Origin of the sequence: Frateuria hangzhouensis, from assembly GCF_026410505.1 — a bacterium.
Taxonomy (GTDB): Bacteria; Pseudomonadota; Gammaproteobacteria; order Xanthomonadales; family Rhodanobacteraceae; genus Frateuria_A; species Frateuria_A hangzhouensis.
Genome location: NZ_JAPMIU010000011.1, coordinates 19,920 through 46,139 on the forward strand (window position 1 = coordinate 19,920; position 26,220 = coordinate 46,139).

Here is a 26,220-nt window from a genome sequence, read left to right on the forward strand (position 1 = left end):
GCCAGCCCTCAGCTACCGGCCTGGCGCAGGGCCAGCGGAAGTACCCGCAGGTCGGTTGCCGTCCAGGTCCGGCTGGCGACATCGGGCGCGCAACGGGCCAGCAACGTCTCGTGTACCTGGAACCGGCCGCCGGGGCGTTGTACCAGGAGGCACGAGGCGTAACCCGCAGCGATCGCGCCCATCGCATCGCGCGCCGGGTTGTCGCCGACCATCATCAGCTTGCCCGGAGCCAGTCCCAGCGCGGCTGCCGCCGCCTCGAACGCAGCCGGAGCGGGCTTTTCCGCGCCGTGTTCGCGAGCGAACACCACGGCATCGAAAGCCTCGGCCAGGCCCGGCGCGGCGGCCAGCTTGGCGCGCTGCGAGGCCGGAGGGTTGTCCGTCAGCAAGGCCAGGCCGAAGCCCATCTCCCGCAGCGTCCGCAGCACATCCAGGACTTCCTGGTGCAGTACGGCGCGTGCGGGCACCGCCGCCCGGTAGGCGGCGAGCAGGCGATCGCGCAGGTCCGTGCGACCGATGCCCGCGGCGACCAGGTCGATCAGCCGGGCGTGCTCGCCCTCCTCCAGCGCGACATACGTTTGCGACAAAAGCGCTCCGGGTGCGATGTCATCGGCGAGGTCCCGCGAGGCCAGTTCCATCCGGTCGAGCATCCATCGCTTGTGGTCCAGCAGGGTGTCGTCCAGGTCGAAGACCACGCCGCGCAGGTGCTGCGGGAGGACAGGAACGGCTTGCTGGCGCAGCGGCCTGAACGTACGCACCTCGCGCCGCCCCGGCGTACCGGACCGACCCAGCAGGAAAGCGACCAGGTTGTTGCCCTCGGCCAGTGCGTGGCCACTCGAGGTGCCGTGCCGCGGATTGACGTCGGAGATGAACATCTGGCCGTCCGGCGTACGCAGCAGTTGGACATTGAACAACCCGCGGGCGCCGCCGCCGAGCAGCCATTGCCCCAATCGTTCTATCAGCGTCAGCGCTTCCGGATCGCGCGCGGTCTGGCTGATCACCGCGAAACCGCCGGAAGTGCGCACGCGCTTGCGCAACGTCAGCGGCGAGAGCCGTCCGTCGAAGTCGATCGCGAAATCGACGGACAATTCCTCGAAGGCGTCGAGAAAGCGCACCCAGGCGTGCGATTGGGCCAACGCTTCCATGCCGGCCGCCTGCGCCTGGGCATGCGAATCCAACCGAAGCTTGCCCTGTCCGCCCCAACCGGAGCGGGGACGGCCGAACAGCGGAAACACGGCCAAAGGGCTGAGCTCGACCAATGCCTGCACGGGAAGCCGCGCCGCGGCCAGCGCCGCATACAAGGCCCGTTTGTCCAGCAACGTGTCCAGCAGCGCCGCAGGGCACACGGCCACGTGGGCACCCGCCTGCTGCAGGCGTCCGGCAATCCGTGCGAGCGGCATCAGCTCGCGCTGGGTGGCCGGCACCACCAGGTCGATGTTTTCCGCACGCACCAGTTCGAGCAGGAAATCCTCGAAGGGTCCGGCCGGATCGAGTGGTGGCACCTGCACGTAGCGGTCGGCCAGCAGTTCGCCGATCGCGTCGCGGGTGCTGTCGGCGATGATCGCGCGACCTCCCGGAACGGCATGGATCGCCTCCACCAGCCCCTGCCCCTGGAAGCCGCCGCCGGCAATGACAACGACGTTCAATCGCATGGCCTGGCTTCGACGAAGATCGCGTTGCAGATCTCCGGCAGGCCGAAACCGATCTCGTCCATCGACTCGACAATCCTGGGATCGAGTTCCAACGAGGCAAGCTGCGCGCTGGTCAGCGGCTTGAGCATCAGCCCCGCGCGACCGACCACCTCCAGCCCGCAGGAGGCCATCAGCGCATCCAGCGATTGCGGGTCGAAGTAGCGTCGGTGACCCAACGCGAGATCCGCGGGGCTGAGGTCGTGCACGTCCGGCAGCAGTCCCGCCGCATGCCCGATCAGACGGTGCAACGAATCGGCGTTGGGCACCGCCACCATCATGCGGCCACCGGGCGCGAGGAACCGGCGGAAACGCCGCAGCACCAGTTCCGGATCGTTGACGTGCTCGAGCACGAAGCCCATCTCGACGACATCGAAACGCTGGTCGGTCTCGAACTCCTCGAAATAGGACTGTTCGAGCCGCACCTGCTGCGGCAGCGCGACCTCGCGCCGCAGCAGTTCGATGATATCGGCCGAACCTTCGACGATGACGTAGCGCTCGAGGCGTTCACCCAGGCCCTCGATCAGGCCCTTGACCGTGTAGCGATGGCCCACGCCCAGGCTGAGCAGGGAAAGCCGTTGCATGTGCGCCGTGCGCCGCAGCATCTGCTGCAGTCCTGCGCGCAGCAGCCGGACGTTGTCCTCGTAGTACTGGAAACCCGGCACGTAGGCGGCGTTGTCCTGGTCAATCAACATGGTCGTCGCACCCGGACTGTTCGATGTTTCTGACGATGAAGAGGGGGCGCTGCTGCCCCTGCACGAAGATCTTCGCCACGTACACGCCGATAACGCCCAGGCCCAGCATCATGATGCCGAAGAATGCCGTGAGCAGTGCCACGATGGTGGGAAAACCCATCATCGTCGACGCAGGGTCCAGCAGCTTGTGCACGACCACGTAGCTGGCGTTGGCCAGGGACACCAGCAGGGCGAATGCGCCCACCCAGAGGCTGGCATAGAGTGGTTTGGCCGAGAACGACGTCACCGCATGGGCCAGCAATGCCACGCGTTTGGCCAGGGTGTACGACGAAGGCCCATGCCGATGCCTCTTCTCGACAGGAATGCCCAACTGCACGAACCCGGCCCAGTACATCATGCCCGCCAGGAACACGTTGCGGTCGCCGAGCGCCAGCAGCGCATCGACGTAGCGCCGCGCCATCAGGCGTTCGGTGACCACGCTGGGCGGCACCATGGTGTCGCTCAACCGGTTGAAGGCGGCCCAGAATGCCTGCCCGCCCCGGCGCTCGACCCAGCCACCCTTGCGCGTCTCCTGGTAACCGTAGACGACATCCGCGCCGCTCGCCTGCATTTTCGCCCACAAGTCCTCGAGGAACGCCGGTGGTACTTCGAGATCGCAATCGATGAGGAACACATGCGCGCCACGCGCGTGCGCCAGGCCCGCGAGCGCGGCGTGGTGGTGGCCGAAGTTGCGCGACAGTTCGATCAGCCGGATCCGGGGCCGCGCGCGGCACTGCTGGCGAACCCAGGCCGCCGAATCATCCGGCGAGCCATCATCGACGAACACCAGCTCGTAGTCCGCGATACCCAGTCGAGCCAGGGCCGACACGCACTGATCGAGGAAATCGGGCAAATACGCGAGCGAGCGATACAACGTGGTGACGATGCTCAGCGCGGGCGCCGGAACCGGCATGCCTCCGCCGGTCGTTGGCATCGAATGACTGTTTGACAACGCGCCGTCCCTCCCCCAGGACCCGACTTGACGAAGCGCGAGCCCCCGCTCGCTGCTTCAACCCATCTTAGTCCAAGACGGCAGCCGCCAGCGCGCTCAGTAGTCGCGCACGTCCAGCAAGACCAGGTTGCGCACGCTGTAGGCGTTTTCGGCCGACGGCCAGGCCAATGCCGCGAGCGCACGATCACCGGCCGGCCAGGGCTCGTTGTCGAGCAGCGCTTCGGTCGCCAGCTTGCCGCCGGCGTCGCGCTGCAGGAACAGGCGGACCCAGTGCAGGCGTGGCGCGAGCGATTCGGCTTTCAGTGCGTCGGCCACCGCGGCCACCGCGCCGGGCGGCACCGCAACGTCGGCGCCTTCGACCAGGAAATGGCCGATGAACACATCCCACTGGCGCAACCCGATTTCCCATTGCGCCAGGTCGAGCTTGCGGTCGTCGGTGACGTACCAGCAGGCAGCCAGCAGCACCGGCAGAGCGCCGCGGGCGAAGCGGTCCAGCGCGTCACGGCAACCGGCCTCGCCCGGGCCATGCCCGGCGTAGCTCAATTCGAGCTGGCGGTCCTCGTCCAGCACGAGGTCGATGTCCAGGCGCCCTGGAAGGTCCGGTGTCGCCGCGGCGTGCCAGCTGGCGCGCACCGCCGGGAAGTCGCCATCGGTCAACAACCAGTCTTCGTCCGGCTCGAGTTCCACCTCGTGCCGTTCGAACAGGCGCAACAACAAGGTCTGCAAAAGGTCGGGAGGCATCATCGTTTCACCGCGGTGCGGGGGTGCCACCACAGATAGCGCACCAGCATCGCCACTACCAGTACCGCGACACAACCGCCGTAACCGAGCAGGGCCGGCAGCACCTGCTGCCAGATGGCGCCCGTGGCGCGGCCGAGGGCATCGACCGGCGGCGCCGGCGCGGCTGCGAAACCCCAGTCGGCACACCACACTGCGGTGATCGCCGCCACCAGCAGGGCAGCCCAGTCGAACACGCGCCGTACCGCGGTGCGCGGCAGGCTCTTGGGATAAGTGAAGTAAGCCCAGCCGAGGATCAACAACCAGGGCGCGAGCAGCAGCAGGGCGAGGTAGCGGAGCATGGACGTCGCCTCGCTCAGGCCGCAGCGGCAAGCATGTCGAGCGCCTCGCGCAGGCGCTCGAGGGCCAGGTCGCGCGCCTGCTCGTCGCCGTACTCCGGGGTGCTGCCAAGGGTTTCGCCGTCCAGTTCGAGCAGCAGGCTGCCGGGTTTGATCTGCACCACGGCAGCGGCCGCGCCGAGCTGCTTGAGCCGCTTCTGCGCGGCGCCGGCGGCCTTGGGATCTTCGAAGGCACGCGAGAGCAGCAGTTCCTCGCCGTCGCCGGCGAACAGGCGGAAACGGAAGCGGCCATCCTCGTCGCGGAAGCTGGCCAGGCGCGGCGGCTTGTCGTCGCGCGGCCGGGACCCGGCGGACGCGCCGGCGGTGGCGGCATGGCTGCCCAGACCGACCGCTTCGCGCAATCGCGCCATCTTCGGCGTGGCGATGGCGCGCGCCTTGCGTGCACCGTCGCGCAGGATCTCCTCGATATGGCCGGGCTGGGCCATCAACGATTCGTAGCGCTCGCGCATGGGCGCGATCTGCCCGTCCAGCAGTTCGAACAGCGCCTGCTTGGCCTCGCCCCAGGCAAGGCCCGCTTCCAGCGCGCGCCGGAACGCGGCCGCCTGCGCTTCATCGGCAAACGCGCGGTAGAGCGTGTACAGCGACGAGCCGTCCGGATCCTTCGGCTCGCCCGGCAGGCGCGAGTCGGTGACGATGCGCATCACCGCCTCGCGCAGCGCCTTGGCGCCGCCGGCGAACAGCGGGATGGTGTTGTCGTAGCTCTTGGACATCTTGCGCCCGTCCAGGCCCGGCAGCGTCGCCACCTGTTCCTCGATCTGCACCTGCGGCAGCACGAAGAAATCCTGGCCGTAGATGTGGTTGAAGCGCTGCGCGATGTCGCGCGCCATTTCCAGGTGCTGGATCTGGTCGCGGCCGACCGGCACCTTGTGCGCGTCGAAGGCGAGGATATCGGCGGCCATCAGCACCGGATACATGTACAGGCCCGCGTTGACGCCGGCATCGGTGTCCTCGCCCGCCTCGAGGTTCCTGTCGACCGCCGCCTTGTAGGCATGCGCGCGGTTGAGCAGCCCCTTGGCCGTGACGCAGGTGAGCAGCCAGGTCAGCTCCGGGATTTCCGGGATGTCCGATTGCCGGTAGAAGGTGACCCGCTGCGGATCCAGCCCGCAGGCCAGCCAGCTCGCCGCGATCTCCAGCCGCGACCGCGCGATGCGCGCCGGATCGTCGCTCTTGATCAGCGCGTGGTAGTCGGCCATGAAGAAGAACGCATCGACGTCCTCCCGCCGGCTGGCGGCGATCGCCGGGCGGATCGCGCCGGCGTAGTTGCCCAGGTGCGGGGTACCGGTGGTGGTGATGCCGGTGAGGACGCGGATTCGGTTCATGCCTTCAGATACCACTGAAAAGAAAGTCGAGGGCGCAAAGAATGGCGTGGCTCTGCTCCTTGAGATTCGCCACCTTGCGGCGCAATGCGGATGCCGGGAGCGCAGCGAGCTCCGGCGTGTACATCACCCATGCGTCGCCATCCAGCTGCAGTTCGGGCATGAGCTTGTCCATCGCCCTGCCACCCACCGTCGAAGCCCGTCCCAGCGGCACGACGACGCAGGTGCGAAGCTCCGCGAGCAGGTCGGATTGCACGGCCAGGAGATAGGGAAATTGCTTATTGCCAGGCGCGTGCTCGTTGCGGAAGACATCAAAGCGAGCCATCAGAATGACCTGATGCCGTCGCTCCAGAGCCCATCCCGCTCGATGTGGCGATTGTAGGCTTCGATGGCATCACGATTGGCTTCGCGCCATTTGTCGGCACGCCGCTGCCGCACGACCTCTGCCAGGTGTTGCTCGAACTCCTGCGAAAGGTTGATGTTCAACTCGCGCGCCTGCTCGAGTAAATCCAGGCGCACGGTGAGATTGGCCGCCTTCTTGGGAACGGATGCCATCTTCCACCTCCGGTGCGCATGAGCGATGCGCACAGTATATGCGCATCGGCACGAGGTCGCTCAGCGGATCAGCGTGGACTTGCCGAACAGCGACTCGACCAGATCCACCGCCAGATCGCCGGTCTGGTTGTGCACATCGTAGGCGGGGTTGAGCTCGACGATGTCCAGCGAGGCGAGCCGACCGGTGTCGGCGATCATCTCCATGCACAGCTGCGCCTCGCGGTAGGTCGGGCCGCCGCTCACGGTGGTGCCCACGCCCGGCGCGATCGGCGGGTCGAGGAAGTCGACGTCGAAGCTCACGTGCAGGTGGGTGTTGTCGTCGAGGTCGGCCAGCGCCTCCTCCATCGTGCGCTTCATGCCGACCTCGTCGATATGGCGCATGTCGTAGATCTTCATGCCGGCCTCGCGCACCAGCTTCTTCTCGCCATCGTCGACCGAGCGGATGCCGATCTGGCGGAACACGTGCGGCGAGGTCGACGGCGTGTGGTTGCCGATGCCGGTGAGCTCGGCCGGGCCGTTGCCGCACAGGCAGGCCACCGGCATGCCGTGGATGTTGCCCGAGGGCGTCGCGTTGGAGGTGTTGAAGTCCGTGTGGGCGTCCAGCCACAGCACGCGCAGCTTCTTGCCCTGGTCGCGGCAGTGGTCGGCGACGGCGGAGATCGAACCGATCGCCAGGCAGTGGTCGCCGCCGAGCATCACCGGGATGCGCCCGGCCTGCAGCTCCTGGCGTACGGCCGTATGCACGGCCATGTTCCAGGTGGCGACTTCGTCCAGGTGGCGATAGCCGTCGTCCGGCGGCAGCCAGGGATTGAGGGGGCCCTGCAGGTTGCCGCGGTCGACCACCTTCAGCCCGCGCGCGGCCAGCCGTTCGGCCAACCCGGCGACACGCAGCGCCTCCGGTCCCATCGAGGCGCCGCGGTGGCCTGCGCCGATGTCGGTGGGTACGCCGATCAAGCTGACTGTCTGCTGGGTCATGGGGCCTCGTCCGTCCGGTAAGGTGCCCGGTGCGCTGGCGCGCACCGCATGGCTGGTGCCGGCAGCAGGAGTCGAACCCGCGACCTACTGATTACAAATCAGTTGCTCTACCAACTGAGCTATGCCGGCATGAAGAAGGCACGGAGTCTAGCAGGCCGATTGTGGGCGCGCGTCGAGGGAACGCCCGTTCCCGCTCCCACCCGAAGGTCAGAAGCAGGTCGTGCTGTGCGAGCCGATGCCGGTCGTGCCCACGCGGCCGCGCCAATCGAAGCGCGCCCCATCGGCCACTACCAGGTCCAGCCAGTACTCGGGCACCTGTTCGGTGCGCTCCTGGATCTGCGCGGCGAAGCCGGCCGTGGTGACCTCGTCGCGGCGTTTGCGCGCGTTGGCCGGGTCCTTGAACAGGCCCAGCGAGATCGCATTGGGCTGGTCCCCGCCGGAGCTCATGACGAAGTAGTCGCCCACGTGCGCCGCCTCCAGCCGCCGCGCCAGCGCCAGGGCCTGGGCGCGGGTCCCGGGCGTGGGCAGGTAGACCCACCAGGCGCGAGCCTCGGTGGTGTGTTCCTGCCGCGAGCGCATGCGCACGCCGCTTCCGGCCAGTGCGCCGCGGGCGTTGCGCAGGTCCTGCGGGGTATCGAACGGGCCGATCGCCAGGCACCGGGTTTCGAGGACGGCGCTGCCGGAAGCCGCCGTCGCCGCGATGACGGGCACCACGGGTGCACGGCTGCTTGCCGGCGCGGCCGCCACCGATTGTTCGGACAACAAGTGCAGCATCGGCACGCCCGGGTCGGTAACGCTGCGGCCATGCGCGTCGTCCTGGCCCAGCAGCAACCAGGCGCCGACCGCAATATTGAGCGCAACCAGCAGGACGAACAGCAGGCGCAGGAACATCGGACTCCCCTTCCAGACGCGGGCCATTCTAGTGGCGGGCGACGGCGTCCGATTGTGTCTGCGCCCACACCGCCAGGCCGTGCAGCACGCCGTGCTCGACCATGTTCGCGGACAATCCCAGCAATGGTGCCAGCGCCGCCGCGTCACCGCCGTCCAGCCGCACCGCGGGTGCCGTGCACAGCCGCGGCTGCATGCGCGCCACGAAGCGCTCGACCAGTGCCGCGGCGGCCTGCCAGCAGCCCGACACCACCGCGTCGGAGGTGTTGTCGGCAACGTCCACCAGCACGCCGGCGCTGCGCGGTCGCACCTGTGCGGTAGCGCCGAACAGAGACTGCTGCATCAGTCGCGGGCCGGGGGCGATCAGGCCGCCCAAGTGCTGGCCGTCGGCCGTCAGCGCGTCCAGGGTCAGCGCCGTGCCGACGCCGATCAACAGGCAATCGCCCGCGCGGGCGGCATGGGCGGCAACCATCGCCAGGAAGCGATCCACGCCCAGCCGCTGCGGTTCGGGATAGGCATTGCGCACGCCGCAGGCGGCGGCGGGCGTGCGCAGCCAGTCGATGCGCAGCCCGAACCGGTCGCGCACCTGTGCCGCCACCAGTCGCTCACGCGCCTCGTCCACCACCGAGGCGCCAAACGCCGCCGCCGGTGCCGGCAGGGAGTCCCAGAAGGAACCGAGCAGCGTCGGGGCCTCGTCCCACGCCACCGCGCCATGGGCATGCCAGCGGCCACCGTCCTCCAGCGCCCATTTCAGGCGGGTGTTGCCCAGGTCCAGCAGCAGCCTCATGCGCGGCGCACCGTGACGTCGGCACTGTCGACCGAGCGCAGCTCGCCGTTGGCCAGGCGCACCTGCAGCGCGCCGCGCGCGTCGATGCCGGCGCCGATGGCTTCGAAGTTCCCCTGCGCGCCGCTGAGCTTGAGCGCGCGGCCGGCCAGCAGGTCGTGGCGGGCGTAATCCTCGGCGAAGGGCGCGAAACCCTGCCGCTCGAACTGGCGCAGCCCGTCGGCCAGCGCGGCGACCAGCCGGGCGGCCACGAGGTTGCGATCCGGCAGCTCCCCGGCCAGCGTGGCCAGGTCGCAGGCCGGTTGCCCGGCCTGCGCGCGCAGCGCGTCGGTCAGGCGCAGGTTGAGTCCGATGCCGACCACCGCGGCGCAGGGCCCCTGGTACTCACCGCTCAGCTCCACCAGCACGCCCGCCAGCTTGCCTTCGGCAGTCAGCACGTCGTTGGGCCACTTGAGGCCGGCGCCCTGGATGCCGAGCGAATCGATCGCCCGCAGTACCATCGTACCCACCGCCAGCGACAACCCCGAGAGCGCGGCGAATCCCTGGTCGAACCGCTTGAGACAGGAGAGATAGAGATTCAGGCCCGGAGGCGACAGCCAGGTCCGGCCGCGGCGGCCGCGGCCGGCGGTCTGCGTTTCGGCCAGCACCATGCTGAGGTCGGCTGCCTCACCCAGGCGCCGCTGCAGTTCGCTGGAGGTCGAATCGAGTTCCCAGTGCACCTCCAGCGCGCCCAGCCGCGCCGCGCACCCGCGCGGCAGCGCGGCGCGGATGCGGGCCGCATCCAGCAGCTGCACGGGCCAGGGCAGACGGTAGCCGGCCGCACCGCGGGCCTCGACCGGCACGCCCCGCGCGCGCAGCGTCTCGACCTGCTTCCAGATCGCCGCGCGGGTGATACCGGCGCGATCGGCCAGCTGGGCGCCCGAAACGGCCTCGCCGGAGGCCAGTGCGGCCAGCAGTTGTCGGGGCTGCATCAACCGGATACTCCAGGGTGGTACCCGGCCACGCGGGTGGAGGGGGAAAAAGTCGCGCGCATCGGCCGATTCTAGCCTTTCCGACCTGCGTCACGCCCCGGCCGGACGCCCCGCGCCGGGCACTGGCAACGCCCTCACGTTTCTGCGACGATCCGGCCCTTGGCTGGTGGATCAAGGGGTTGGTCACCATGGGACTGAATCGCTGCCTGTTCGGATGCCTGCTCGCGCTGTCCAGCGTGGGTACGGCCTCGGCCATGGGCGCGTCCACGCAGGACCCCATCCCGCCGCACGCCACGATCGACAGCGGCAGCCGCGATGGCGGCGGCGACGCCTCCAGCGACGGCCGCGACTGCACCCTGCCCGGTCCCGCCAGCGACAGCTCCGACGCCGGCATCGGTTCGGGCGGTGGTGACTCGATGGCACATCCGCGCGCCAGCCACCGCAGCGGCCTGGGCTGGCAGTCCCTGCTGCCGGGCTCGATCCAGTAAGGCTTCGCCCGCGCGGCCCGGCAACGGGGCTGGAACCGGTCGGTACCCGCATCGCGATCGCGCTCGAAGGCGCTCTACGGAAAATCCGCCGACGCGTCGTCAGAACCGTACGGGCCCGGGACAACTGCCAGAACCCTCTGGCCGAAACGCCGGCCGTCAGCTCGCGGGCAGGTTCACGCCGAAGCGCGCGCCACCGAGTTCCGGTGAGCGGTCGACGGTCAGTTCGCCGCGGTAGGCCTTGACGATGTCCTGCACGATCGACAGGCCGATGCCGTGGCCCTGCACGCGCTCGTCGCCGCGCACGCCACGCTGGAGCACCTTCTCGATCTTGTCCCCGGCGATGCCGGGGCCGTCGTCCTCCACGCTCAGCCAGAGGCCCGGGCGCTGGCGGCCCGCCTGCGGCTGCGCCTTGACGACCAGCAGCACGTGGTGGCCCGCCCACTTGAAGCCGTTCTCCAGCAGATTGCCCATCAGCTCGAGCAGATCGCCCTGCTCGCCGTAGAACGCCGCGCCCTCGTCCATCTCGAACTCGCACAACACGTTCTTGGCGGCGTAGACCTTTTCCAGGCTGCGCACCAGATCCTCGGCGTGGCCGGCGATGGGCACCGCGCTGGCGAAGGTCTGCCGGCCGGAAGTCGCGGCGCGGGCGAGCTGGTAGGCCACCAGTTCGTCCATCCGGCGCACCTGGTCGAGCAGGTCGCCACGCAGGGCCGGTTCGTTGCCGGCCGATTCCAGCCGCGAGCGGATCACCGCCAGCGGCGTCTTCAGACTGTGCGCGAGGTCCGCCAGCGTGTTGCGGGTGCGCGTGCGCTGCTCGCGCTCGGAGTCGATGAAGGCGTTGATACGGTCGGTCAGCGCGGTCAGCTCCAGCGGGTACTGGCTGTCCAGGTGGTCGCTCTTGCCGCGCTCGACCCGGGCGATGTCGGTGGCCACCTTGCGCAGCGGCGTCAGGCTCCAGCGCAGCAGCAGCAACTGCAGCACGATCAGCATCACGCCCAGGATCGAGAGCATGCCCACCAGGGTGCGGCGGTAGACCGCGTTCTCCCCTTCGAACTGGTCCTCGCTCTGCGCGACCATGAAGGTGAGCCGCAGCGGCCTCTTGTCGGGCCGGTCCCAGGCCACGCCGAAGGCGTAGTAATACAGCCGTCCCATGCGCGTCTCGACCGGGCCGACGAAGCGGTTCTCGCCCGGTTCCAGCGTCTTGAGGAAGTTGAAATCGCGGCCGATCGCCGAGGACGATTCCCAGCGGAAACCCTTGTCGCCCAGCACCAGGGCGTAGAGTCCAGAGCCGGGTTGCGAGAAGCTCGGATCCGGCGGCGCGTCGGGCAACAGCACCTTGCCGTAGCGCGATACCTCGGTCCCGGCCAGGTAGGCCACGACGTAGTTCTGCAGGCGATCGTGCAGGTTGTTGAGCGCGGTCTCGTGATTGGCCCGCGAGAGCGTCAGGCCAACCAGCCCGAGGAAGCCTGCCAGCACCAGGCCGGTGGCGATGGCCGCGCGCGCCGCCAGTGAAAACGGGCGAGGCGCAAACATGTATCAGCGACCGTCCGTGGTCAGCGGACGGCGCGAGGCGTGCGTACTCTGGGGCCGCCGCAGGACCATGCGCCGGCGCTCAGTCGTCGTCGCCGTCACTGCGGGGTATGGCGAAGCGATAACCGCGCCCGCGCACGGTTTCGATCGGCTTGAGCGCGCCTTCCGGATCGAGCTTGCGCCGCAGGCGACCGATGAACACTTCCAGCACGTTGGAGTCGCGGTCGAAATCCTGCTGGTAGATGTGCTCGGTGAGGTCGGCCTTGGAGACCAGCTCGCCGGCGTGCAGCATCAGGTACTCGAGCACCTTGTATTCGTAGCTGGTCAGGTCGACCGCTTTGCCCTCGACCACCACCGTCTGCGCGGTGGTGTCCAGCTTGATCGGGCCGCAGGCCAGCACCGGCTTCGACCAGCCGCTGGCGCGGCGGACCAGCGCGTTGATGCGCGCCAGCAGTTCCTCGACGTGGAACGGCTTGACCAGGTAATCGTCGGCGCCGTGCTTGAGGCCCTCGACCTTGTCCTGCCAGCTACCGCGCGCGGTGAGGATCAGGATCGGATAGCGCTGGCCGGCCTCGCGCAGCGCCCTGACCAGTTCCATACCGGACATCTTGGGCAGCCCCAGGTCGATGATCGCCAGGTCGAAGGGCACTTCGCGGCCCAGGTAGATGCCTTCCTCGCCGTCCTGTGCGGCGTCGACCGCGAAGCCGTCGCGCTTCAGGCGCGCGGCCAGGGTCTCGCGCAAGGGCGCCTCGTCCTCTACCAAAAGGATGCGCATCAGTGTTTCTCCTTCTTGCCTGCGCCGTTGCCGGCCGGGTGTTTGCCCGCGCCTGCACGCGGGGCATCGGACGAAATCGAAATGGTCCGCACGTGTCCTTCCGGGGTGAGCACCTTGATGCGGTACTCGGTCCGCCGGCCGAACTTGCGCGGATCAGCCGACAATATCTTACCGCCGGTGTCCTGCTGCACCTTCGCCACCGCCTCTTCCAGGGTCAGCGGCGCCTTGTCCTGGGGCGAGGCCTGCACGGGGGCGGCCAGCAGCAAGGCCGGCAGGCTGGCGAGAAGCAATCGGGTAAACATCGATGGCAAGGTAGCGGCTCCAGCCCAAATAGCTAGCAGCCTAGGCAAACGGGCCTGAACCATGGCCGGATGGGCGCCGCCGGCATACCTTTCGGCCGCCCTGGCGAACACCTCCGGAACAGCGATGGGTCCGAGCACGTGATGGACGTTCATGCCGCGGCCCGACGACCGCTCGCGGCCTGTTCGAGCAGGCTCCAGCCGGCGCCCGGCAGGTGCGCTCCCTGGCTCAGCACGCGCCGGAACGTGCGCGCGCCCGGTTCGCCCTGGTACAGCCCCAGCAGGTGCCGGCTGATGTGCTTGAGCGCGGTGCCGCGACTGAGTTCCGCCTCGACGTAGGGCCGCAGGTGCGCGAGCACCTGCTCGCGCGTGGGCATCGGCACTCCGTACAGCGCCGACTCCAGCTGCGCAAGCATGTAGGGGTCGTGGTACGCGGCGCGGCCCAGCATCACGCCGTCGACCTGCGCCAGGTGCGCCTGCACCGCCTCGACGGTGGTGATGCCACCGTTGATCACCACGATCAACTCCGGAAACTCGCGCTTGAGGCGGTACACCCGCTCATAGTCCAGCGGCGGGATCTCGCGGTTCTCCTTCGGGCTCAGGCCCTGCAGCCAGGCCTTGCGGGCGTGCACCACCAGCACCTGCACGCCAGCCTCGATCATGGTTTCGGTGAAGCGCTGCAGGCCGGCGTAGTCGTCCTGGTCGTCCACGCCGATGCGGCACTTGACCGTCACCGGCACCTCCACCGCCGCACGCATGGCGCGGACGCAGTCGCCGACCAGCGCCGGCTCGCGCATCAGGCAGGCGCCGAAGCGGCCCGATTGCACGCGGTCGGACGGGCAGCCCACGTTGAGGTTGACCTCGTCGTAACCGGCCTGTGCCCCGAGCCGCGCCGCCTGCGCCAGTTCCTGCGGGTCGCTTCCACCCAGCTGCAGCGCCACGGGATGCTCCTGCTGGCTGTGTTCGAGCAAGCGCAACTGGCCGCCGCGCACCAGCGCGGCGCTGGTCACCATTTCGGTATACAGCCGTGCGTTGGGCGACAGCAGACGGTGGAAATAACGGCAATGCCGATCCGTCCAGTCCATCATCGGGGCGACGCAGAGGCGGAAGTCGGCGGGGGTGGCGGTCACACTCATGGCGCCATTGTACGGGGCGGGCGTGGCCGGTCGTGGCGGACGTCCTGATGAAAGTCGCCCGCAACGCCATCCACGCGGCGCGGGCGGGCCGGTACGCCGTGTCGCCCGCGGTTCAGACGCTCAGGACCGCCGCCACCGCCGGCTGCGCACAAAGGGCCTGCAGGCGATCGGCCAGGCGCAGGCTGAGCGCCACGATGGTGAAAGTGGGAAACGCCCAGCCGCCGGTAGGGAACACCGAACTGCCCGCGATGTGCAGGTTGTCCATGCCATGCACGCGGCAGTGCCGGTCGACCACGCCGTGGCGCGGATCGTCCGCCATCCGCGTGGTGCCCAGGTGGTGCGCGGTGCCCTGGACCCGCGGCGGCGTGCCGTCGTCGGCATCGACCCACGGCTCGGGCTGGAAGCGTCCGCCGCAGGCCCGCGCCAGTTCGTCGCCGAACAGGTGGGCGGCAGTGCGGTAGGTGTGGCGATCCAGTGCGGTGAGCCGCCAGTCGATGCAGACCTTGCGCTGGCCGAGGGCGTCGCGATCCTGGCCCAGCGTCACGCGGCTGTGCGGGTTGGGCGCCTGCTCGAAGTAGCCGACCAGGTCGACGTGGCTGCTGCGCACGGCCGGCTTGTCGGCCTTTTTGCGCACGAGCGCCCAGGCCACGTCGCCCATGCCCAGACCCAGTTGCATGGCGAGCCTGGCCCAGGAGCCGGCGTCCGCCCTGGCCTCTGGCAGCGCCTCGTTGCGGGTGGCCGCGAACAGGTCGGACTCCAGCCGGCTCGCTTCGTCGCCGGCTACCGGGCGCATCGCCTTGCGCAGGCCGCGCAAGGCGCGCAGCCCCCGCGGCACCGGGCCTTCCACCGCAAACGGATGGACCCGTCCGCTGAGCAGCCGATGCGTCCTCTGCGCCTGTTCCGACAGGCATATCTCCGGTATCGGCACGGTGCCCCGGGCACGCTCGCGGTCGTAGGGGCGCACCAGCCGGTCGAGCGCACCGCACGCCACCGTACCCAGCTTGCCGCTGGGATGATCCATGAAATAACGCCCGACCAGGTCGTGGGCGTTGCCCGGACCGCCCGGGACCACCGCATCGGAAAGCAGCAGCAGCCGGGCATTCTCGATGCCGCCGCAGGCGAGCACGTAGTGGCGCGCACGCACCACCCCGCGGTGCCCGCCGAGCGAGCCGATGCGGGCGCCCCGCACCGCATCGCCGCCAGGGGCGATGTCCAGCTCCAGCAGGTTGGCGTGCAGCAGCACCGTGACATTGGGCTCGTGCGCCAGTTCGTCCAGGTAATCGCGCCCGAACAGCACCGGCGCGCGTATGAAAATCTGGTTGGTCAGCGTGCCGGCATCGAACGATATCGGCGCGCGCGCGGGCATCGAGCCGAATCCAAGGCCATCGATCGGGTGCGCCTGGATGCGGCAGATGTCACGCGCGCGTCGGTAATAGGGCTCCAGATCGGTCGCGGCGATGGGCCATCCGCTATGCGCCACCCACTCGCGTGGACAAAGGTCCAGTGCGCTGAGCGGTATGCAACCACCGCCCCACAGATTGCAACTGCCGCCGAACGCGCGCATGCGCGATGTGCCCGGATCGAACGGCAACCCGTCGTCCGACGAATGCCCTTCGTACAGCGCCTGGCTGGATCGCTCGCCGGCCAGGCCGCCGCTTTCGAGCAGGCACACCCGCAGCGGCGTGCCGATGAAGGAACGGGCCATCGCGATGCCTGCCGCGCCCGCGCCCACGATACAGATATCCGCATCGAGCTCGGCTGCCGCCGAGCCCTCTAGGTAATCGACGATCATTCCATTGCCCCGATTGACCGAAAGGCTGCCCCCAGCGGGCGCGAGTATATGCCCGTGTTCTGCCTTGTGCGCGTGCCCGGCCCAAATGGCTTGGGACGCGCTTTCCATTCGGTTTCAACGCGTTCCCGGCGTTTGGCAAAGAAACGAAAACGCGCCGGCCATTCCAGAGGGACACGCCCCATGAAATAGCACATCGAAAAAACCCGGCCAGCCATTGTGAAAACCAACCCATTAACGCGTGACAGCACCTTCACAATTTGGCTGCAGCGTTCGCTTTTACTCTATGCTAACGTCAAAGTCTCAAAAACAATCGCCCAGGCCGCCATGAACCGTTGCTGCCGTCTCGTTGCGTTGTTGTTTGTCTCCGTACTGGCCGGCTGCGCCTCCTCGGCCGGCACCCGTTCGGCGCCCACCCTCGATTCCGACCGCATGGCCGTCAGCGCTTACCACATCGGCGTGGACGACCAGTTGCAGATTTCGGTTTGGCAGAATCCCGACCTGAGCGTCACGGTGCCGGTCCGCCCGGACGGAAAGATCACCGTGCCGCTGATCGGCGACGTCCAGGCCGGCGGCCAGACGCCCGAAGCCGTTGCCGCCACCATCCAGGGCAAGCTCAAGTCCTACGTGCGCGACCCGCAGGTGGCGGTGATCCTCACCCAGCTGCGCAGCCATGAATATCTGTCGCGGGTGCGCGTCACCGGCGCGGTACGTACGCCGGTATCGCTGCCCTATCGACAGGGCATGACCGTCCTTGACCTGGTGCTTGCCGCCGGCGGCACGACCGAGTTCGCCGCCCCGGACCGCACCGAGCTGTACCGCCGCGACGGCGATGGCGCCACCCAGGCGTACGCCGTGCAGTTGGGCAAGATCCTGCAAAAGGGCGAGCTGGCGACCAATTATCCGGTCCAGCCCGGCGACGTGGTCACCGTTCCACAACGCGCATTCTGAGAGCCCGGTACCGGGCTCTTGGCGGCAACACCGGGTCAATCACGACAGGGACTGCCATGAACGAGCAACCCACCTCCCTCCAGGCTCTGGTGCCGGTGCTGGTCCACGAAGCGGGGCGGCGCCGCCTTGCGCTGGCCGGCATATTCGCGGCCATTGCGCTGGCCGCCCTGGCGGTCGGATTGCTCTGGCCCAAGAAATACGTCGCCTCCACCACGATTCTGGTGCAGGAAAAAAGCATCATCACGCCGCTGATGGAGGGTGCCGCCACGCCCACCGGCAACGCCGACCGGGCCGGCATCGCGCGTGCCGTGATCCTGGGCAACAAGGTCATCGACCAGGTGTTTGCCGCCGGCGGCTGGGCGGCCACCCATCCTTCCCCGATCGAAAAGGAACGCATGATCGAGGACATCAAGGCACGCACCAGCGTGCAGTTCTCGCGCGACAACCTGCTGACCATCAGTTACTTCGATTCCGACCCGCGGCGCGCCTATGAGGTGACCCGGCTGTTCGGCCAGCTGTTCATCAGCGAAAGCCTCGCCTCCAAGCAGCGCGAAAGCCGCGAAGCGTTCGAGTTCATCGATAGCCAGGTCGAGGCCTACCGGCAGAAACTGACCAGCGCGGAAAACAAGCTCAAGGCCTATCGCGAAGCCAACGCCGACGCACGGCCCGGCAGCGACGTGGCCACCCTCTCGCGCATCAACGACCTGCGTGCCCAGGTCGAGAACACGCGCATGGACCTGATGGAAAAGCGCTCGCAGGAAGCCTCGCTGGTGGCCCAGCTGTCCGGCGAATCCGAGATCACCGCCGTGCAGACGACCGAAGGGGTCTATCACGCCCAGCTGGCCGAGCTGCAGGCACGCCTGGACAAGCTGCTGCTGAGCTACACGGCCGAGTATCCGGACGTGGTGCGGATCCGCCACCAGATGGAAGACGTGCAACGCCAGCTGGCCCAGGCCGAGCTGCGCAAACAGGGCGCGCAAGCGTCCGGCACGCCGACCGCGCTGGACAGCCACGCCCAGTTCAACCCGCTGTACCAGCAATTGAAGAGTCGCCTGTCGGCGCTGCGCGGCGAAGTGGCCGCGACCACCGCGCGCCTGGGCGCGACCGAAGCGATGCTCGGGAACGAGCTGGAACGCAGCCGGCACATCGCCGAATCGGCCAACGTCACCTCCGAGCTGACGCGCGACTACGACGTCAACCGGAACGTCTACCAGGATCTGCTCAAGCGGCGGGAAAACGCGCGGGTCTCGATGAACCTCGAAGCGCGCCAGCGTGGCCTGACGTTCGTCGTGCAGAACGCCGCGGCGCTGCCGCTGGTGCCATCGGGGCTGCGCTTCATGCACTTCGGCCTGGCCGGCATGGCGCTGGCCTTCGCGGTGCCGTTCGGCTTGCTGTTCGGCGTCGCCCGCTACGACCCCAGGATACGCTCGGCCGAACAGCTGGGACGCCTGACCGGCCTGACCATGCTGGCTACGGTGCCGTACTACCCGACTGGCCAGGACCGGCGCCACCAGGCAATGCAGAACAGCTTGCTGGCGTTGATCGTGTTTGCGGTGCTCGGCGCCTACCTGGTCGTTTTCTGGGTCAAGTTGCGGGGGCACGCATGAACAGCATGAATTCGGCGCACGGCCTGGACGAGCACGCCGGCATGGACACCGCGCAGGTCACCGAACTGGCGCACCGGGCCTCCTCCAGCCATGCGATAGCGCGCATGGCCGAGGCCTCCGTCCTGGCTCCCGTGCAACTGGAACGGCGGCGCCTGATCCACCGGGACGAGTCGGTGCGCCGGCAGTCGGACGCCTTCCGCGAGATCCGCACCCGCCTGCTGGGCATGGCCGACGGCCAGAACTTCATCACCCTGCTGGTCGCCGTCAGCCCGCGATCGGGCAGCAGCTTTGTGGCGCGCAACCTCGCCGCCGCGTTCGCCTTCGACGAGGCCAGGACCAGCCTGCTGATCGACTGCAATCTGCGCTATCCCGGGCAGCACAAGGCACTCGACGTCGACCCGGCATCGGGCGGGCTGATCGACTTTCTCGAATCGCCCGAGCGCGGCATCGGCGGCATGATCTACCCGACCGGCATCCCGCGTTTGCGGCTGCTGCCGGCCGGCAAGGCCCGCGAGAACGGCGCGGAATACTTCTCCTCGATGGCCATGCGCTCGGCGCTTGATGCGCTGCGCAATCGCTATCCGGACCGCTACATCTTTCTCGACGGGCCTGCCGCGGCGGGATCGCCGGACGCGCGCATCCTGTCCGACCTGGCCGACTTCGTGGTGTTGGTTGCCGGCTACGGCCGCGACACGGCCAAGGCGATCAGCCAGGCAGCGGCGAGCTTCGACCCCCGCAAGCTGGCCGGGGTGGTGTTCAACCACGCCCCCTGACTTGCCGGACGGTCGGGGCGCGCGCGGGCTTGGGGGCGGTTGTGCACGTAGTGCCACGAACATCGAAGCGGCGTCGATCGCGATCGGCCGGGCAGCCGCTCCACGGTGATCGATGCTGCTGCACCAGACGGTTTGCCACGGTCCACCTTTCAGGGATAGAGCGTATGCCGGCACCCATCAAACTCGCGAGCGCCGTAGCGCTGGCCCTCTCCGGCGCCGCCGTCATGCCGGCCGTGGCCGGGACACTGGACTACACGCTGTACGGCGGCGTGGAGCACAGCGACAACATCGCCCTGGCGGCGGACGACCCGATCAGCCAGAACGTAGTGATCCCCGGCCTGAGCGTCGCCTACCTGCAGCAGGGATCGGAGCTGCAGGCCAACGTCGCCGGAAGGCTCGAGTACCGCGACTACCTGGGCAGCCGCTACACCGACCAGACGCAGGTGCAGTTGGCCAGCCAGGCGAACTGGACGATCCTGCCGGCGCGACTGGACCTGGGCATACAGGATTACGCGGGCGTGCAGCCCATCGACCGGCTCAACAGCAACGCGCCGGACAACCAGCAGCAGACGAACGTGTTCACCTTCGGCCCCGCCCTGCACTTCCAGCTCGGCCCGTCCACGCGTGGGCAGGCGCAGCTGCACTACATCAACAGCTACGCGCAGAAGACCAAGGATTTCAATTCCCACCGCACCGAAGGCTCGCTGAGTCTGGTCAAGGACGTCAGCCCCACCGACCGCGTGTCGGCTGCCCTGGAGGTCCAGCGCGTGTCGCTGACCGAGCGGGCCTCGAGCCCCGATTACGACCGCCGCGAACTGTTCGGTGGCTACGCGAGCACGCTGTCGCGCCTGCAGATCGACCTGGCACTGGGCTGGTCGCAGATTGATTTCCAGCGCGCCGGTACGCCGACGGCCGACGGTCCGCTGGCGCGCCTGACCCTCGACTACCACCCCAGCGAACGCAACACGCTGTCGATATCGGCGGCCCGGGAATATTCCGATGCGGCCGAGGACATACTCCAGCAACAACCGGTCGGCATCCTCGAGGGCGCCGGCAGGGGCATCAACGTGAGCAACACGACGGTCGATTCCCAGGTCTATCTCGAACGCCGCCTCCGGCTCGCTTACGCCTTCAGCAGCGAACGGCTGACCTTCTCCATCGCGCCGCTGTATCGCAAGCTGGGCTACGTCAACGACCCCAGCCTGGACCAGACGACGCGCGGCGCCAGCATCGCCCTCGACTACCGGCTGCGCCCCACGCTCACGCTGTCCGCCATCGCATCAGGCGAGCGGCTGAACTATGACCGGCTCGAACGCCGGGACACGACCATCCATTACGGGCTCGACCTGTCGCAGCAACGGACGCCCCATTGGGGCTGGCGGCTGTCCCTGCTGCGGCAACAGCGGCACAGCGACGAGCCCGGGCAGGGCTTCCACGAAAACCGGATCTACTTCGGAGTCATCTACACCCGATGAGCACGCGAACGGAGCGGGACGAACCCGGCTACTTCGGGCCCGGACAGGACCTGTTCGGCATCTACCATCCGGGCTGCCTCGGAGGCCGGCAGGCCGCGTTGCTGTGCCCTCCGCTGGGGCAGGACCTGATCCGCTGCCACCGGTTGTACCGGCAGCTGGCGCGGGCCCTGGCCAGCCTGGGGCTGGCGGTGTTGCGCTTCGATTACCACGGTACCGGGGACTCGGCCGGCGCCACCGGCGAGGTCGACTGGTCGCGCTGCCTGGCGGACGTCGCCACGGCGGCCGGGCAACTGCGCCTGCGCAGCGGCTGCGAGCAGGTGATCGGCTTCGGTGCCCGGCTCGGCGGCAGCCTGGCGCTCGCCGCCGCCGACCGTGCGCAGTTCGCCGAGCTCATCCTGTGGGATCCGGTACTCGACGGACCCGGCCATGTCGCTGCGCTGGACGCGCTGCAGTCCGCGCTGCGCCTGGACGGCAACCGCTTCGTCGCGCCGCGGCCGGCAGCCGCGCTGGCCGACCAATGGCAGGGCTTTGCCATCGGCGACGGCCTGCGCCAGCCGTTGGCCGGACTTCGCCTGGATCCGCCGCGCCGCCGTACCCTGCTGGTGTGCTCGAGTGCCGCCGATGGCAACGCCGACCACCATCGCTTCGCCGCCGCTGGCGCCGAGGTGGCCGCGCTGTCGCAACCCACGCCCTGGCAGGACCTGGCCCACCTGGAGACCGCAATCCAGTCGCACGAACTCATCGACATCGTGGGCCGCCGCGTGCAGGAGGCCACTTATGCATGAACATGCCAGCCGGTTCGGTCGCGCCGACCACCTGGTCGGCATCTGCTCGCTGCCCGATGCGGACGCGCGCAGCACCGGCGTGATCGTGTTGAACGCGGGCCTGGTCCACCACATCGGCCCGTTCCGCCTGCACGTGGAAATGGCCCGCCAGCTCGCCGGGCGCGGCTACCCCACGTTGCGCTTCGACCTTTCGACCCTGGGCGACAGCAGCGCCAGCGGCGAACCGCTGTCGCGCGAGCAGCAGGTGCAAAGCGACGTGGCCGACGCCATGACCCTGCTTCGCGAACGGTCCGGCTGCACCCGGTTCGTGCTGGTCGGATTGTGCTCGGGCGCGCAGAACGCCCACCTGGTAGCCCGCGACAACGAGGCAGTGGCCGGCGTGGTGTTCCTCGACGGCTATGCCTATCGCACGACCGGCTTCAAGTTGCGCCACTACCTGCCGCGCCTGCTGAACCCGGCGCGGGTGGCGCGCCACCTCGTGCAGCGGCTGCGCCCCGCGCAGCCCGCCGGATCGGGCTTCCGGGTCGAGTTTCCGCCGCAGGCGCGCGTGCGCGAGGAGCTGGCCGGCATGCTCCAGCGCGGCCTCAGGCTCTGCTTCGTCTACAGCGGCGGGGCGACCGGCTATTTCAACCATCGCCGCCAATTCGGCGAGTGCTACGGGCGCGCCCTGGCCCGCCACCCGGGCGTCAGCGTCAGCTTCCTCAAGCAGGTCGACCATACCTACATCCTGGTCGGCGATCGCGCGCGGCTGCTCGATGACATCGAAAGCTGGCTCTGCACGCATTTCCCCCACGTGGACGCGCCGCCGGAAACGCCGCATAACGTGGTAGCGATCCGCTGATCGGCCGGCATCGCGCCGCAATCGCCGCTAGCGTTCTTCCAGTCGCACCACGAAGCGGTCGCCCGGTCCACGGACATCGATGCGCCAGCCGCTGGTGTAATCCGCATCCACGCCGGTCCAGTCGACGGCCGTCAGGCTCGCGCCGGCAGGCGACAGCACGGTCATCCGCAGCCGGCCGGCCACCGCCGTGTTGCCCTTGATCGTCGGGCGCCCCGGCACATTGAGCTGGAATACCGCCTGGATACCGGGACTGACGGCAAAGCTGTCCTGCACGGTCAGCACCCGGTCCTGGAAATCGATCCGGCGCTGCCACGCACGCACCGCGGGGTCGCCGCCATAGGCCGGGGTCAGGTCGGCCACCGCGTGCACCTGGCCGCCCGGACCGGTGGCTTCCAGCGTCAACGTGGAGGTGGTGGGCATGACCTGCGGCACGGGCTCGCCGTTGCGTTCGAAGCGGACGACGTTGTTGGTTTCCGTACCCTGCTGGATGCCGCTGTGGCTCCAGATGTTTTCGGTGACCGCCAGCCAGTCGCCCGCGAACAGGGTGAAGGCGCCCTGCGCCTGGTGCGCATGGACCTGGTCGAAGGGCCCGACGGTGAAATCCAGCCACATCGCATCGCGGCCCCAATCGGTGCGGGCGAACAGCTGCCCCACTCCGGTCGCGTGATAGACCAGCTCGTGCGGCGCCGTGCCGGCGTCGCCCGCCGGCAGCAGGTCGTGCCGGCTGTTGAAGCCACTTTCCATCCGCTTGACCGAGATCCGGTGCAGCCACCAGGACGCCAGATTCGCCGCGGCGGCCTCGCGGGTCGACCTGCGCGCCTCCAGCATCAGCCAACGCTCGTAATCGTAGAGCTCGGGCACCGATACGCGCGGCTGGTCGCCGATCGGCGCGAACCGGTCCATGGTCGGCACCGTGGCGTGCACCCAGTAGCGAATGGTGTCAGTCAGGTGGCCATTGGCGTTGGCCAGGTCGACGCCGGTGCTGTCGTGCCATAGCCGGTACAGCCCGAACAGGGTCCGCAGCGAGGCGCCGTAGCTGGTGCCCTCGCGGCTGCCGCCCCCGGGCAGTCGGGCGACGTACGCCGTCAGCAGCGGCAGCCGGTCGTTCTGCAGAAAGGATTTCAGCGCGGCGTTGTCGCTGGCCAGCGTCCAATACATGGTGGCCTGCAGGAAACTGTAGAAATAGTTGTTGCCCGGGTCCTCGATGGCCCAGCCGTTGCCGGGCATCCAATGCCCGCCCCAGCGGGCCACGTACGGGTGCCACACGTTGGCGAGCGTCTGGTCGGCGTAGGCCTTCCAGCGCGCCTTCTGGTCCGGCGTGGCCAGCTCGCCGCACCAGTCGTAGGCCAGCGCCATGTCGCGCAGCATCGGACCCACGCCGAGGAAGGAATCGCCCGCGATGGGCGGAGCCTCGCCGGCCGCCATCGCCGCCTCCGCGGCGCTCACCTGCGCCTCGACCATGCTCACGGCGAGCGCGCCATAGCGCCGCTCGCCGGTCAGCCGGTACATGTAGGCCGCATCGGTGGCGGAAAAACCGTAGCCGGGGTCGCCGGCCACGGCGCGGTCGACGAATCCCTTGAAGCGCCGGTACTCGGCCGAGTGCTTGTCCACGTACGACAGGTCGAGCTTCACCGCGGCCCGGGCCGCCGGCACCAGGGCCAGAAACAGGACCGCCATCCAGATCGCCACGCGATGTTGCGCCATTGCCGGATCCTCGTATCGCCTCCCTGTAGAGCCATCCCCCACCGCGCCTGCGTCAACGTCGCTTGCGCACGGCATGCCAGGTGTAATGGAACATGTAGACGGCCGAGGCCAGCCAGCCGAGCCGCTCGATGCGGCGGTAGATCCGCCATTGCCACTGCGCGGCACGGATCTTGTTGGAAGACACCGACCCTTCGCGTACCAGATACCAGGCCAGCGGCGCCGGCGCGCTGACGCAGATCGCGCGGCCCGCGCGCCGCACCAGCTCCAGCCAGAACACGTAGTCCTCGTGGCCCACACGCTGGAATCCCGTGGCGCCGAGGCTGCGCTCGTACATGCCGGTCAGGTGGCCGATATGGTTGCTCTTGAGCATGTCGCGGTAGTCCACCGCCGGGCGCGGTCGCACCTGCGAGAGCAGTTGTCCCTGCGGCGTCACCCGGTCGTACGGGCCATAGCTGACCCGCACGCCCGCGGCGATCATCTGCGCAAGCTGCCACTCGAGCTTGCGCGGATGCCACCAGTCGTCGCTGTCCAGGAAGGCGACGTGGCTGCCGGTGGCCGCGGCGATGCCGGCGTTGCGCGCGGCCGCGACGCCGCCGTTGCGGTCCAGCCGGATCGGCCTGACCCGTTCGTCGAGCGCGGCGTAAGCCTCGAGGATGTCCCACGAGCCATCGCTCGAACCGTCGTCGACGGTGATCAGCTCCAGCGACGGGTGCGTCTGCTGCAGCACCGAGTCGATCGACCGGCGCAACCACGGCTCGGCGTTGTATACCGGCATGACCACGCTGACCACTGAAGTCGACATGGTGGCGTTGTCCTAGGCCGCGCCAGCGTCGGCGCGCGCGGGCGTATCCGCCCCGGGCTTGTGCCAGCGCGAGTGCGGCGGCGGCGGCAGCAGGAAGTCGCGAAACCGTGCCGGATCGCCCGCATGGCCCGCTTCGGCGGCCTTGATGATGTTGTAGGTCTCGCGCGCGGTGACGTAATGCAGCACGTACCTGCGGCCGTCGTTGTAGGCGGACTCCAGGTGCGCATGCATCGCGTCCACGGGTGCACCGAGCAGCGTGTCCAGGTCATGCTCCTGGGTGCCGTGGGTATGGATCTTGACGAACAGCCAGTCGGGGCGTCCGGCGACGTGGATGCCGGTGCGCACCCAGGCGTCCACGCGCTCCGGCGTGGGTGGGCAGGCGCGGCGTATGTCCGCGTTCTCGATGCGCGGCAGCACGCCCCACTTGCGCTCGCGCCAGTTCAGTGCGAGCGGACCCTGCACGATCATCAGGTCGCCCGTGGCGCGGCCACCGGCACGCACCGCCACGCCGTAATCGTGCGAGCGCGGCCGCGCCGGGTCGTCGGTGGCGTAGTAGATGGCGTTGACCGTGCGGGTCTGCGTGTCGCTGGGCGCCGAGGGCAACGTGAAGTCGGCATAGCAGCCGAGCTGGCGCAGCAGGATCAGCTCGTTGTTGAGGCCACACCAGCGGCCGTCCGCGCGCGCGTTGTCCAGGCACCAGTTGCCGTGGATGAAGCCGAAGCGCAACTGCCCGCTGGCCGGATCGCGCGACAGCGCGCCGTGGCGCTCGTGCAGGGTGTCGCAGAAGCGGCCGATCGTGGCGCGGAAGTTTTCTTCGGTGTCGTTGTCGTGGTGCAGGTGGATTTCGATCTCGCCGAAACCATCCGCGCACAGCGCCGCAAGCTTGTCCAGGTGCTCTTGGGCGTACTCCTCCTCCGGATAGAAAAAACTGTGCTGCGGCGGGCGCCCGTCGGCATCGCGGTGGCGCGCCGCCATGGCGCGATAGTCCTGGCACCAGCGGTCGACCCGGCGGCGCTGGCTGGGCAGGTCGGCCTTGCCCCACATCGGCTCGAAATGGTCGACGAAACAGAACATCACGTGCACCGGCCCGTCCACGGGCGCGGGGCGGCGGCGGCGCAGGTAATCGCGCATCCACAGGTGCATGTTGCGCGCGCGCAGCAGCGCGTAGCCCGCCGCCATCGCCAGCACGACGAGCGCGGCGAGCGACAGCACGATCACGGCAGCCTGGCTGGTCATCGGCGATTCCTTGGGTGGCGTGGCGAAGGCATG

The 26,220-nt window shown here is 68.8% G+C and carries 27 protein-coding genes and 1 tRNA gene; 7 read left to right on the forward strand and 21 right to left on the reverse strand.

Annotated features, from left to right (window positions below):
- Positions 1–8 precede the first annotated feature (8 nt).
- The 13 genes from OSC30_RS12430 to OSC30_RS12490 form a co-directional block, all read right to left on the reverse strand.
- The gene (locus tag OSC30_RS12430) at positions 9–1,649 is read right to left on the reverse strand and encodes an HAD-IA family hydrolase (RefSeq protein WP_267172178.1); all 1,641 of its coding nucleotides are present in this window, start codon (positions 1,647–1,649) and stop codon (positions 9–11) included.
- Complete coding sequence (locus OSC30_RS12435) at positions 1,640–2,380, reverse strand: class I SAM-dependent methyltransferase (protein WP_267172179.1); 741 nt, start codon at positions 2,378–2,380, stop codon at positions 1,640–1,642. Before OSC30_RS12435 ends, OSC30_RS12430 begins: the two co-directional genes overlap by 10 nt.
- The gene (locus OSC30_RS12440) at positions 2,370–3,353 is read right to left on the reverse strand and encodes a glycosyltransferase family 2 protein (protein WP_267172180.1); all 984 of its coding nucleotides are present in this window, start codon (positions 3,351–3,353) and stop codon (positions 2,370–2,372) included. Before OSC30_RS12440 ends, OSC30_RS12435 begins: the two co-directional genes overlap by 11 nt.
- 114 nt (positions 3,354–3,467) lie before the next feature.
- Positions 3,468–4,112 carry a DUF6348 family protein gene (locus tag OSC30_RS12445; protein ID WP_267172181.1) on the reverse strand — a complete coding sequence of 215 codons (645 nt, stop codon included), beginning with the start codon at positions 4,110–4,112 and terminating at the stop codon, positions 3,468–3,470.
- Positions 4,112–4,450, reverse strand: coding sequence for a hypothetical protein (locus OSC30_RS12450; RefSeq protein ID WP_267172182.1), 339 nt, complete (start codon positions 4,448–4,450; stop codon positions 4,112–4,114). The genes OSC30_RS12445 and OSC30_RS12450 overlap by 1 nt, the downstream gene beginning before the upstream one ends.
- 14 nt (positions 4,451–4,464) lie before the next feature.
- Positions 4,465–5,826: a tryptophan--tRNA ligase gene (locus tag OSC30_RS12455; protein WP_267172183.1), complete on the reverse strand. Its 1,362-nt coding sequence runs from the start codon at positions 5,824–5,826 to the stop codon at positions 4,465–4,467.
- A gap of 4 nt (positions 5,827–5,830) precedes the next feature.
- Entirely contained in the window at positions 5,831–6,148 is a 318-nt protein-coding gene (locus OSC30_RS12460; RefSeq protein WP_267172184.1) for a CcdB family protein, read from the reverse strand.
- Positions 6,148–6,378: a type II toxin-antitoxin system CcdA family antitoxin gene (locus tag OSC30_RS12465; RefSeq protein WP_267172185.1), complete on the reverse strand. Its 231-nt coding sequence runs from the start codon at positions 6,376–6,378 to the stop codon at positions 6,148–6,150. The genes OSC30_RS12460 and OSC30_RS12465 overlap by 1 nt, the downstream gene beginning before the upstream one ends.
- 60 nt (positions 6,379–6,438) lie before the next feature.
- Complete coding sequence (rocF, locus tag OSC30_RS12470) at positions 6,439–7,353, reverse strand: arginase (RefSeq protein WP_267172186.1); 915 nt, start codon at positions 7,351–7,353, stop codon at positions 6,439–6,441.
- Positions 7,354–7,406: 53 nt separating this feature from the next.
- Positions 7,407–7,482: transfer RNA gene (locus OSC30_RS12475), tRNA-Thr, on the reverse strand.
- A 78-nt stretch (positions 7,483–7,560) separates the two neighbouring features.
- Positions 7,561–8,244, reverse strand: a complete 684-nt coding sequence (locus OSC30_RS12480; protein ID WP_267172187.1) for an SPOR domain-containing protein — start codon at positions 8,242–8,244, stop codon at positions 7,561–7,563.
- Between the two features lie 28 nt (positions 8,245–8,272).
- Positions 8,273–9,028, reverse strand: coding sequence for a type III pantothenate kinase (locus OSC30_RS12485; protein WP_267172188.1), 756 nt, complete (start codon positions 9,026–9,028; stop codon positions 8,273–8,275).
- Positions 9,025–9,996, reverse strand: a complete 972-nt coding sequence (locus OSC30_RS12490) for a biotin--[acetyl-CoA-carboxylase] ligase (RefSeq protein WP_267172189.1) — start codon at positions 9,994–9,996, stop codon at positions 9,025–9,027. Before OSC30_RS12490 ends, OSC30_RS12485 begins: the two co-directional genes overlap by 4 nt.
- 188 nt (positions 9,997–10,184) lie before the next feature.
- Here OSC30_RS12490 and OSC30_RS12495 point away from each other — a divergent pair, with 188 nt between their 5' ends.
- Positions 10,185–10,484 (forward strand): hypothetical protein, encoded by a 300-nt coding sequence (locus OSC30_RS12495; RefSeq protein WP_267172190.1) that lies wholly within the window; start codon positions 10,185–10,187, stop codon positions 10,482–10,484.
- 156 nt (positions 10,485–10,640) lie between these two features.
- On the opposite strand, the gene OSC30_RS12500 is transcribed toward OSC30_RS12495, so the two are convergent.
- The 5 genes from OSC30_RS12500 to OSC30_RS12520 all read right to left on the reverse strand — a co-directional run bounded on the left by OSC30_RS12500 (position 10,641) and on the right by OSC30_RS12520 (position 16,016).
- Positions 10,641–12,017, reverse strand: coding sequence for an ATP-binding protein (locus OSC30_RS12500; RefSeq protein ID WP_267172191.1), 1,377 nt, complete (start codon positions 12,015–12,017; stop codon positions 10,641–10,643).
- A 79-nt stretch (positions 12,018–12,096) separates the two neighbouring features.
- Positions 12,097–12,789, reverse strand: coding sequence for a response regulator transcription factor (locus OSC30_RS12505; protein ID WP_267172192.1), 693 nt, complete (start codon positions 12,787–12,789; stop codon positions 12,097–12,099).
- On the reverse strand, positions 12,789–13,244 hold the full coding sequence (locus OSC30_RS12510; protein ID WP_267172193.1) for a PepSY domain-containing protein: 456 nt from the start codon (positions 13,242–13,244) through the stop codon (positions 12,789–12,791). The genes OSC30_RS12505 and OSC30_RS12510 overlap by 1 nt, the downstream gene beginning before the upstream one ends.
- A complete protein-coding gene (gene dusA / locus OSC30_RS12515) occupies positions 13,241–14,224 on the reverse strand; it encodes a tRNA dihydrouridine(20/20a) synthase DusA (protein ID WP_267172194.1) in 984 nt (327 codons plus the stop codon). The genes OSC30_RS12510 and dusA overlap by 4 nt, the downstream gene beginning before the upstream one ends.
- 112 nt (positions 14,225–14,336) lie before the next feature.
- Positions 14,337–16,016, reverse strand: a complete 1,680-nt coding sequence (locus tag OSC30_RS12520; protein ID WP_267172195.1) for a GMC oxidoreductase — start codon at positions 16,014–16,016, stop codon at positions 14,337–14,339.
- Between the two features lie 324 nt (positions 16,017–16,340).
- Between OSC30_RS12520 and OSC30_RS12525 the strand changes: the two genes are divergently transcribed.
- The 6 genes from OSC30_RS12525 (at position 16,341) to OSC30_RS12550 (ending at position 22,445) form a co-directional block, all read left to right on the forward strand.
- Positions 16,341–16,964 carry an XrtA/PEP-CTERM system exopolysaccharide export protein gene (locus OSC30_RS12525; RefSeq protein ID WP_267172196.1) on the forward strand — a complete coding sequence of 208 codons (624 nt, stop codon included), beginning with the start codon at positions 16,341–16,343 and terminating at the stop codon, positions 16,962–16,964.
- Between the two features lie 56 nt (positions 16,965–17,020).
- Positions 17,021–18,571, forward strand: a complete 1,551-nt coding sequence (locus tag OSC30_RS12530) for an XrtA system polysaccharide chain length determinant (protein ID WP_267172197.1) — start codon at positions 17,021–17,023, stop codon at positions 18,569–18,571.
- Positions 18,568–19,344 (forward strand): P-loop NTPase family protein, encoded by a 777-nt coding sequence (locus OSC30_RS12535; protein ID WP_267172198.1) that lies wholly within the window; start codon positions 18,568–18,570, stop codon positions 19,342–19,344. Before OSC30_RS12530 ends, OSC30_RS12535 begins: the two co-directional genes overlap by 4 nt.
- Before the next feature lie 164 nt (positions 19,345–19,508).
- Positions 19,509–20,819, forward strand: a complete 1,311-nt coding sequence (locus OSC30_RS12540) for a surface lipoprotein assembly modifier (RefSeq protein ID WP_267172199.1) — start codon at positions 19,509–19,511, stop codon at positions 20,817–20,819.
- On the forward strand, positions 20,816–21,604 hold the full coding sequence (locus OSC30_RS12545; RefSeq protein WP_267172200.1) for a serine aminopeptidase domain-containing protein: 789 nt from the start codon (positions 20,816–20,818) through the stop codon (positions 21,602–21,604). The genes OSC30_RS12540 and OSC30_RS12545 overlap by 4 nt, the downstream gene beginning before the upstream one ends.
- On the forward strand, positions 21,597–22,445 hold the full coding sequence (locus tag OSC30_RS12550; RefSeq protein WP_267172201.1) for an alpha/beta fold hydrolase: 849 nt from the start codon (positions 21,597–21,599) through the stop codon (positions 22,443–22,445). The genes OSC30_RS12545 and OSC30_RS12550 overlap by 8 nt, the downstream gene beginning before the upstream one ends.
- A 27-nt stretch (positions 22,446–22,472) precedes the next feature.
- Here the strand turns inward: OSC30_RS12550 and OSC30_RS12555 are convergent, their stop codons facing one another.
- Genes OSC30_RS12555 through OSC30_RS12565 form a run of 3 tightly spaced genes read right to left on the reverse strand, consistent with a single transcriptional unit; the run spans position 22,473 to position 26,187 of the window.
- On the reverse strand, positions 22,473–24,149 hold the full coding sequence (locus OSC30_RS12555) for a hypothetical protein (protein ID WP_267172202.1): 1,677 nt from the start codon (positions 24,147–24,149) through the stop codon (positions 22,473–22,475).
- Between the two features lie 52 nt (positions 24,150–24,201).
- Positions 24,202–24,951 (reverse strand): glycosyltransferase family 2 protein, encoded by a 750-nt coding sequence (locus OSC30_RS12560; RefSeq protein ID WP_267172203.1) that lies wholly within the window; start codon positions 24,949–24,951, stop codon positions 24,202–24,204.
- Positions 24,952–24,963: 12 nt separating this feature from the next.
- Complete coding sequence (locus OSC30_RS12565) at positions 24,964–26,187, reverse strand: hypothetical protein (RefSeq protein ID WP_267172204.1); 1,224 nt, start codon at positions 26,185–26,187, stop codon at positions 24,964–24,966.
- Between the last annotated feature and the right edge of the window lie 33 nt (positions 26,188–26,220).

Coding starts and splice junctions, on each gene's coding strand:
- OSC30_RS12430 (WP_267172178.1), bottom strand. CDS start 1,649: ATGCGATTGAACGTCGTTGTCATTGCCGGCGGCGGCTTCCAGGGGCAG.
- OSC30_RS12560 (WP_267172203.1), bottom strand. CDS start 24,951: ATGTCGACTTCAGTGGTCAGCGTGGTCATGCCGGTATACAACGCCGAG.
- OSC30_RS12460 (WP_267172184.1), bottom strand. CDS start 6,148: ATGGCTCGCTTTGATGTCTTCCGCAACGAGCACGCGCCTGGCAATAAG.
- OSC30_RS12550 (WP_267172201.1), top strand. CDS start 21,597: ATGCATGAACATGCCAGCCGGTTCGGTCGCGCCGACCACCTGGTCGGC.
- OSC30_RS12480 (WP_267172187.1), bottom strand. CDS start 8,244: ATGTTCCTGCGCCTGCTGTTCGTCCTGCTGGTTGCGCTCAATATTGCG.
- OSC30_RS12450 (WP_267172182.1), bottom strand. CDS start 4,450: ATGCTCCGCTACCTCGCCCTGCTGCTGCTCGCGCCCTGGTTGTTGATC.
- OSC30_RS12485 (WP_267172188.1), bottom strand. CDS start 9,028: ATGAGGCTGCTGCTGGACCTGGGCAACACCCGCCTGAAATGGGCGCTG.
- OSC30_RS12530 (WP_267172197.1), top strand. CDS start 17,021: ATGAACGAGCAACCCACCTCCCTCCAGGCTCTGGTGCCGGTGCTGGTC.
- OSC30_RS12490 (WP_267172189.1), bottom strand. CDS start 9,996: ATGCAGCCCCGACAACTGCTGGCCGCACTGGCCTCCGGCGAGGCCGTT.
- OSC30_RS12445 (WP_267172181.1), bottom strand. CDS start 4,112: ATGCCTCCCGACCTTTTGCAGACCTTGTTGTTGCGCCTGTTCGAACGG.
- OSC30_RS12435 (WP_267172179.1), bottom strand. CDS start 2,380: ATGTTGATTGACCAGGACAACGCCGCCTACGTGCCGGGTTTCCAGTAC.
- OSC30_RS12520 (WP_267172195.1), bottom strand. CDS start 16,016: ATGATCGTCGATTACCTAGAGGGCTCGGCGGCAGCCGAGCTCGATGCG.
- OSC30_RS12555 (WP_267172202.1), bottom strand. CDS start 24,149: ATGGCGCAACATCGCGTGGCGATCTGGATGGCGGTCCTGTTTCTGGCC.
- OSC30_RS12535 (WP_267172198.1), top strand. CDS start 18,568: ATGAACAGCATGAATTCGGCGCACGGCCTGGACGAGCACGCCGGCATG.
- OSC30_RS12495 (WP_267172190.1), top strand. CDS start 10,185: ATGGGACTGAATCGCTGCCTGTTCGGATGCCTGCTCGCGCTGTCCAGC.
- OSC30_RS12505 (WP_267172192.1), bottom strand. CDS start 12,789: ATGCGCATCCTTTTGGTAGAGGACGAGGCGCCCTTGCGCGAGACCCTG.
- OSC30_RS12540 (WP_267172199.1), top strand. CDS start 19,509: ATGCCGGCACCCATCAAACTCGCGAGCGCCGTAGCGCTGGCCCTCTCC.
- OSC30_RS12525 (WP_267172196.1), top strand. CDS start 16,341: ATGAACCGTTGCTGCCGTCTCGTTGCGTTGTTGTTTGTCTCCGTACTG.
- rocF (WP_267172186.1), bottom strand. CDS start 7,353: ATGACCCAGCAGACAGTCAGCTTGATCGGCGTACCCACCGACATCGGC.
- dusA (WP_267172194.1), bottom strand. CDS start 14,224: ATGAGTGTGACCGCCACCCCCGCCGACTTCCGCCTCTGCGTCGCCCCG.
- OSC30_RS12545 (WP_267172200.1), top strand. CDS start 20,816: ATGAGCACGCGAACGGAGCGGGACGAACCCGGCTACTTCGGGCCCGGA.
- OSC30_RS12500 (WP_267172191.1), bottom strand. CDS start 12,017: ATGTTTGCGCCTCGCCCGTTTTCACTGGCGGCGCGCGCGGCCATCGCC.
- OSC30_RS12510 (WP_267172193.1), bottom strand. CDS start 13,244: ATGAACGTCCATCACGTGCTCGGACCCATCGCTGTTCCGGAGGTGTTC.
- OSC30_RS12465 (WP_267172185.1), bottom strand. CDS start 6,378: ATGGCATCCGTTCCCAAGAAGGCGGCCAATCTCACCGTGCGCCTGGAT.
- OSC30_RS12455 (WP_267172183.1), bottom strand. CDS start 5,826: ATGAACCGAATCCGCGTCCTCACCGGCATCACCACCACCGGTACCCCG.
- OSC30_RS12565 (WP_267172204.1), bottom strand. CDS start 26,187: ATGACCAGCCAGGCTGCCGTGATCGTGCTGTCGCTCGCCGCGCTCGTC.
- OSC30_RS12440 (WP_267172180.1), bottom strand. CDS start 3,353: ATGCCAACGACCGGCGGAGGCATGCCGGTTCCGGCGCCCGCGCTGAGC.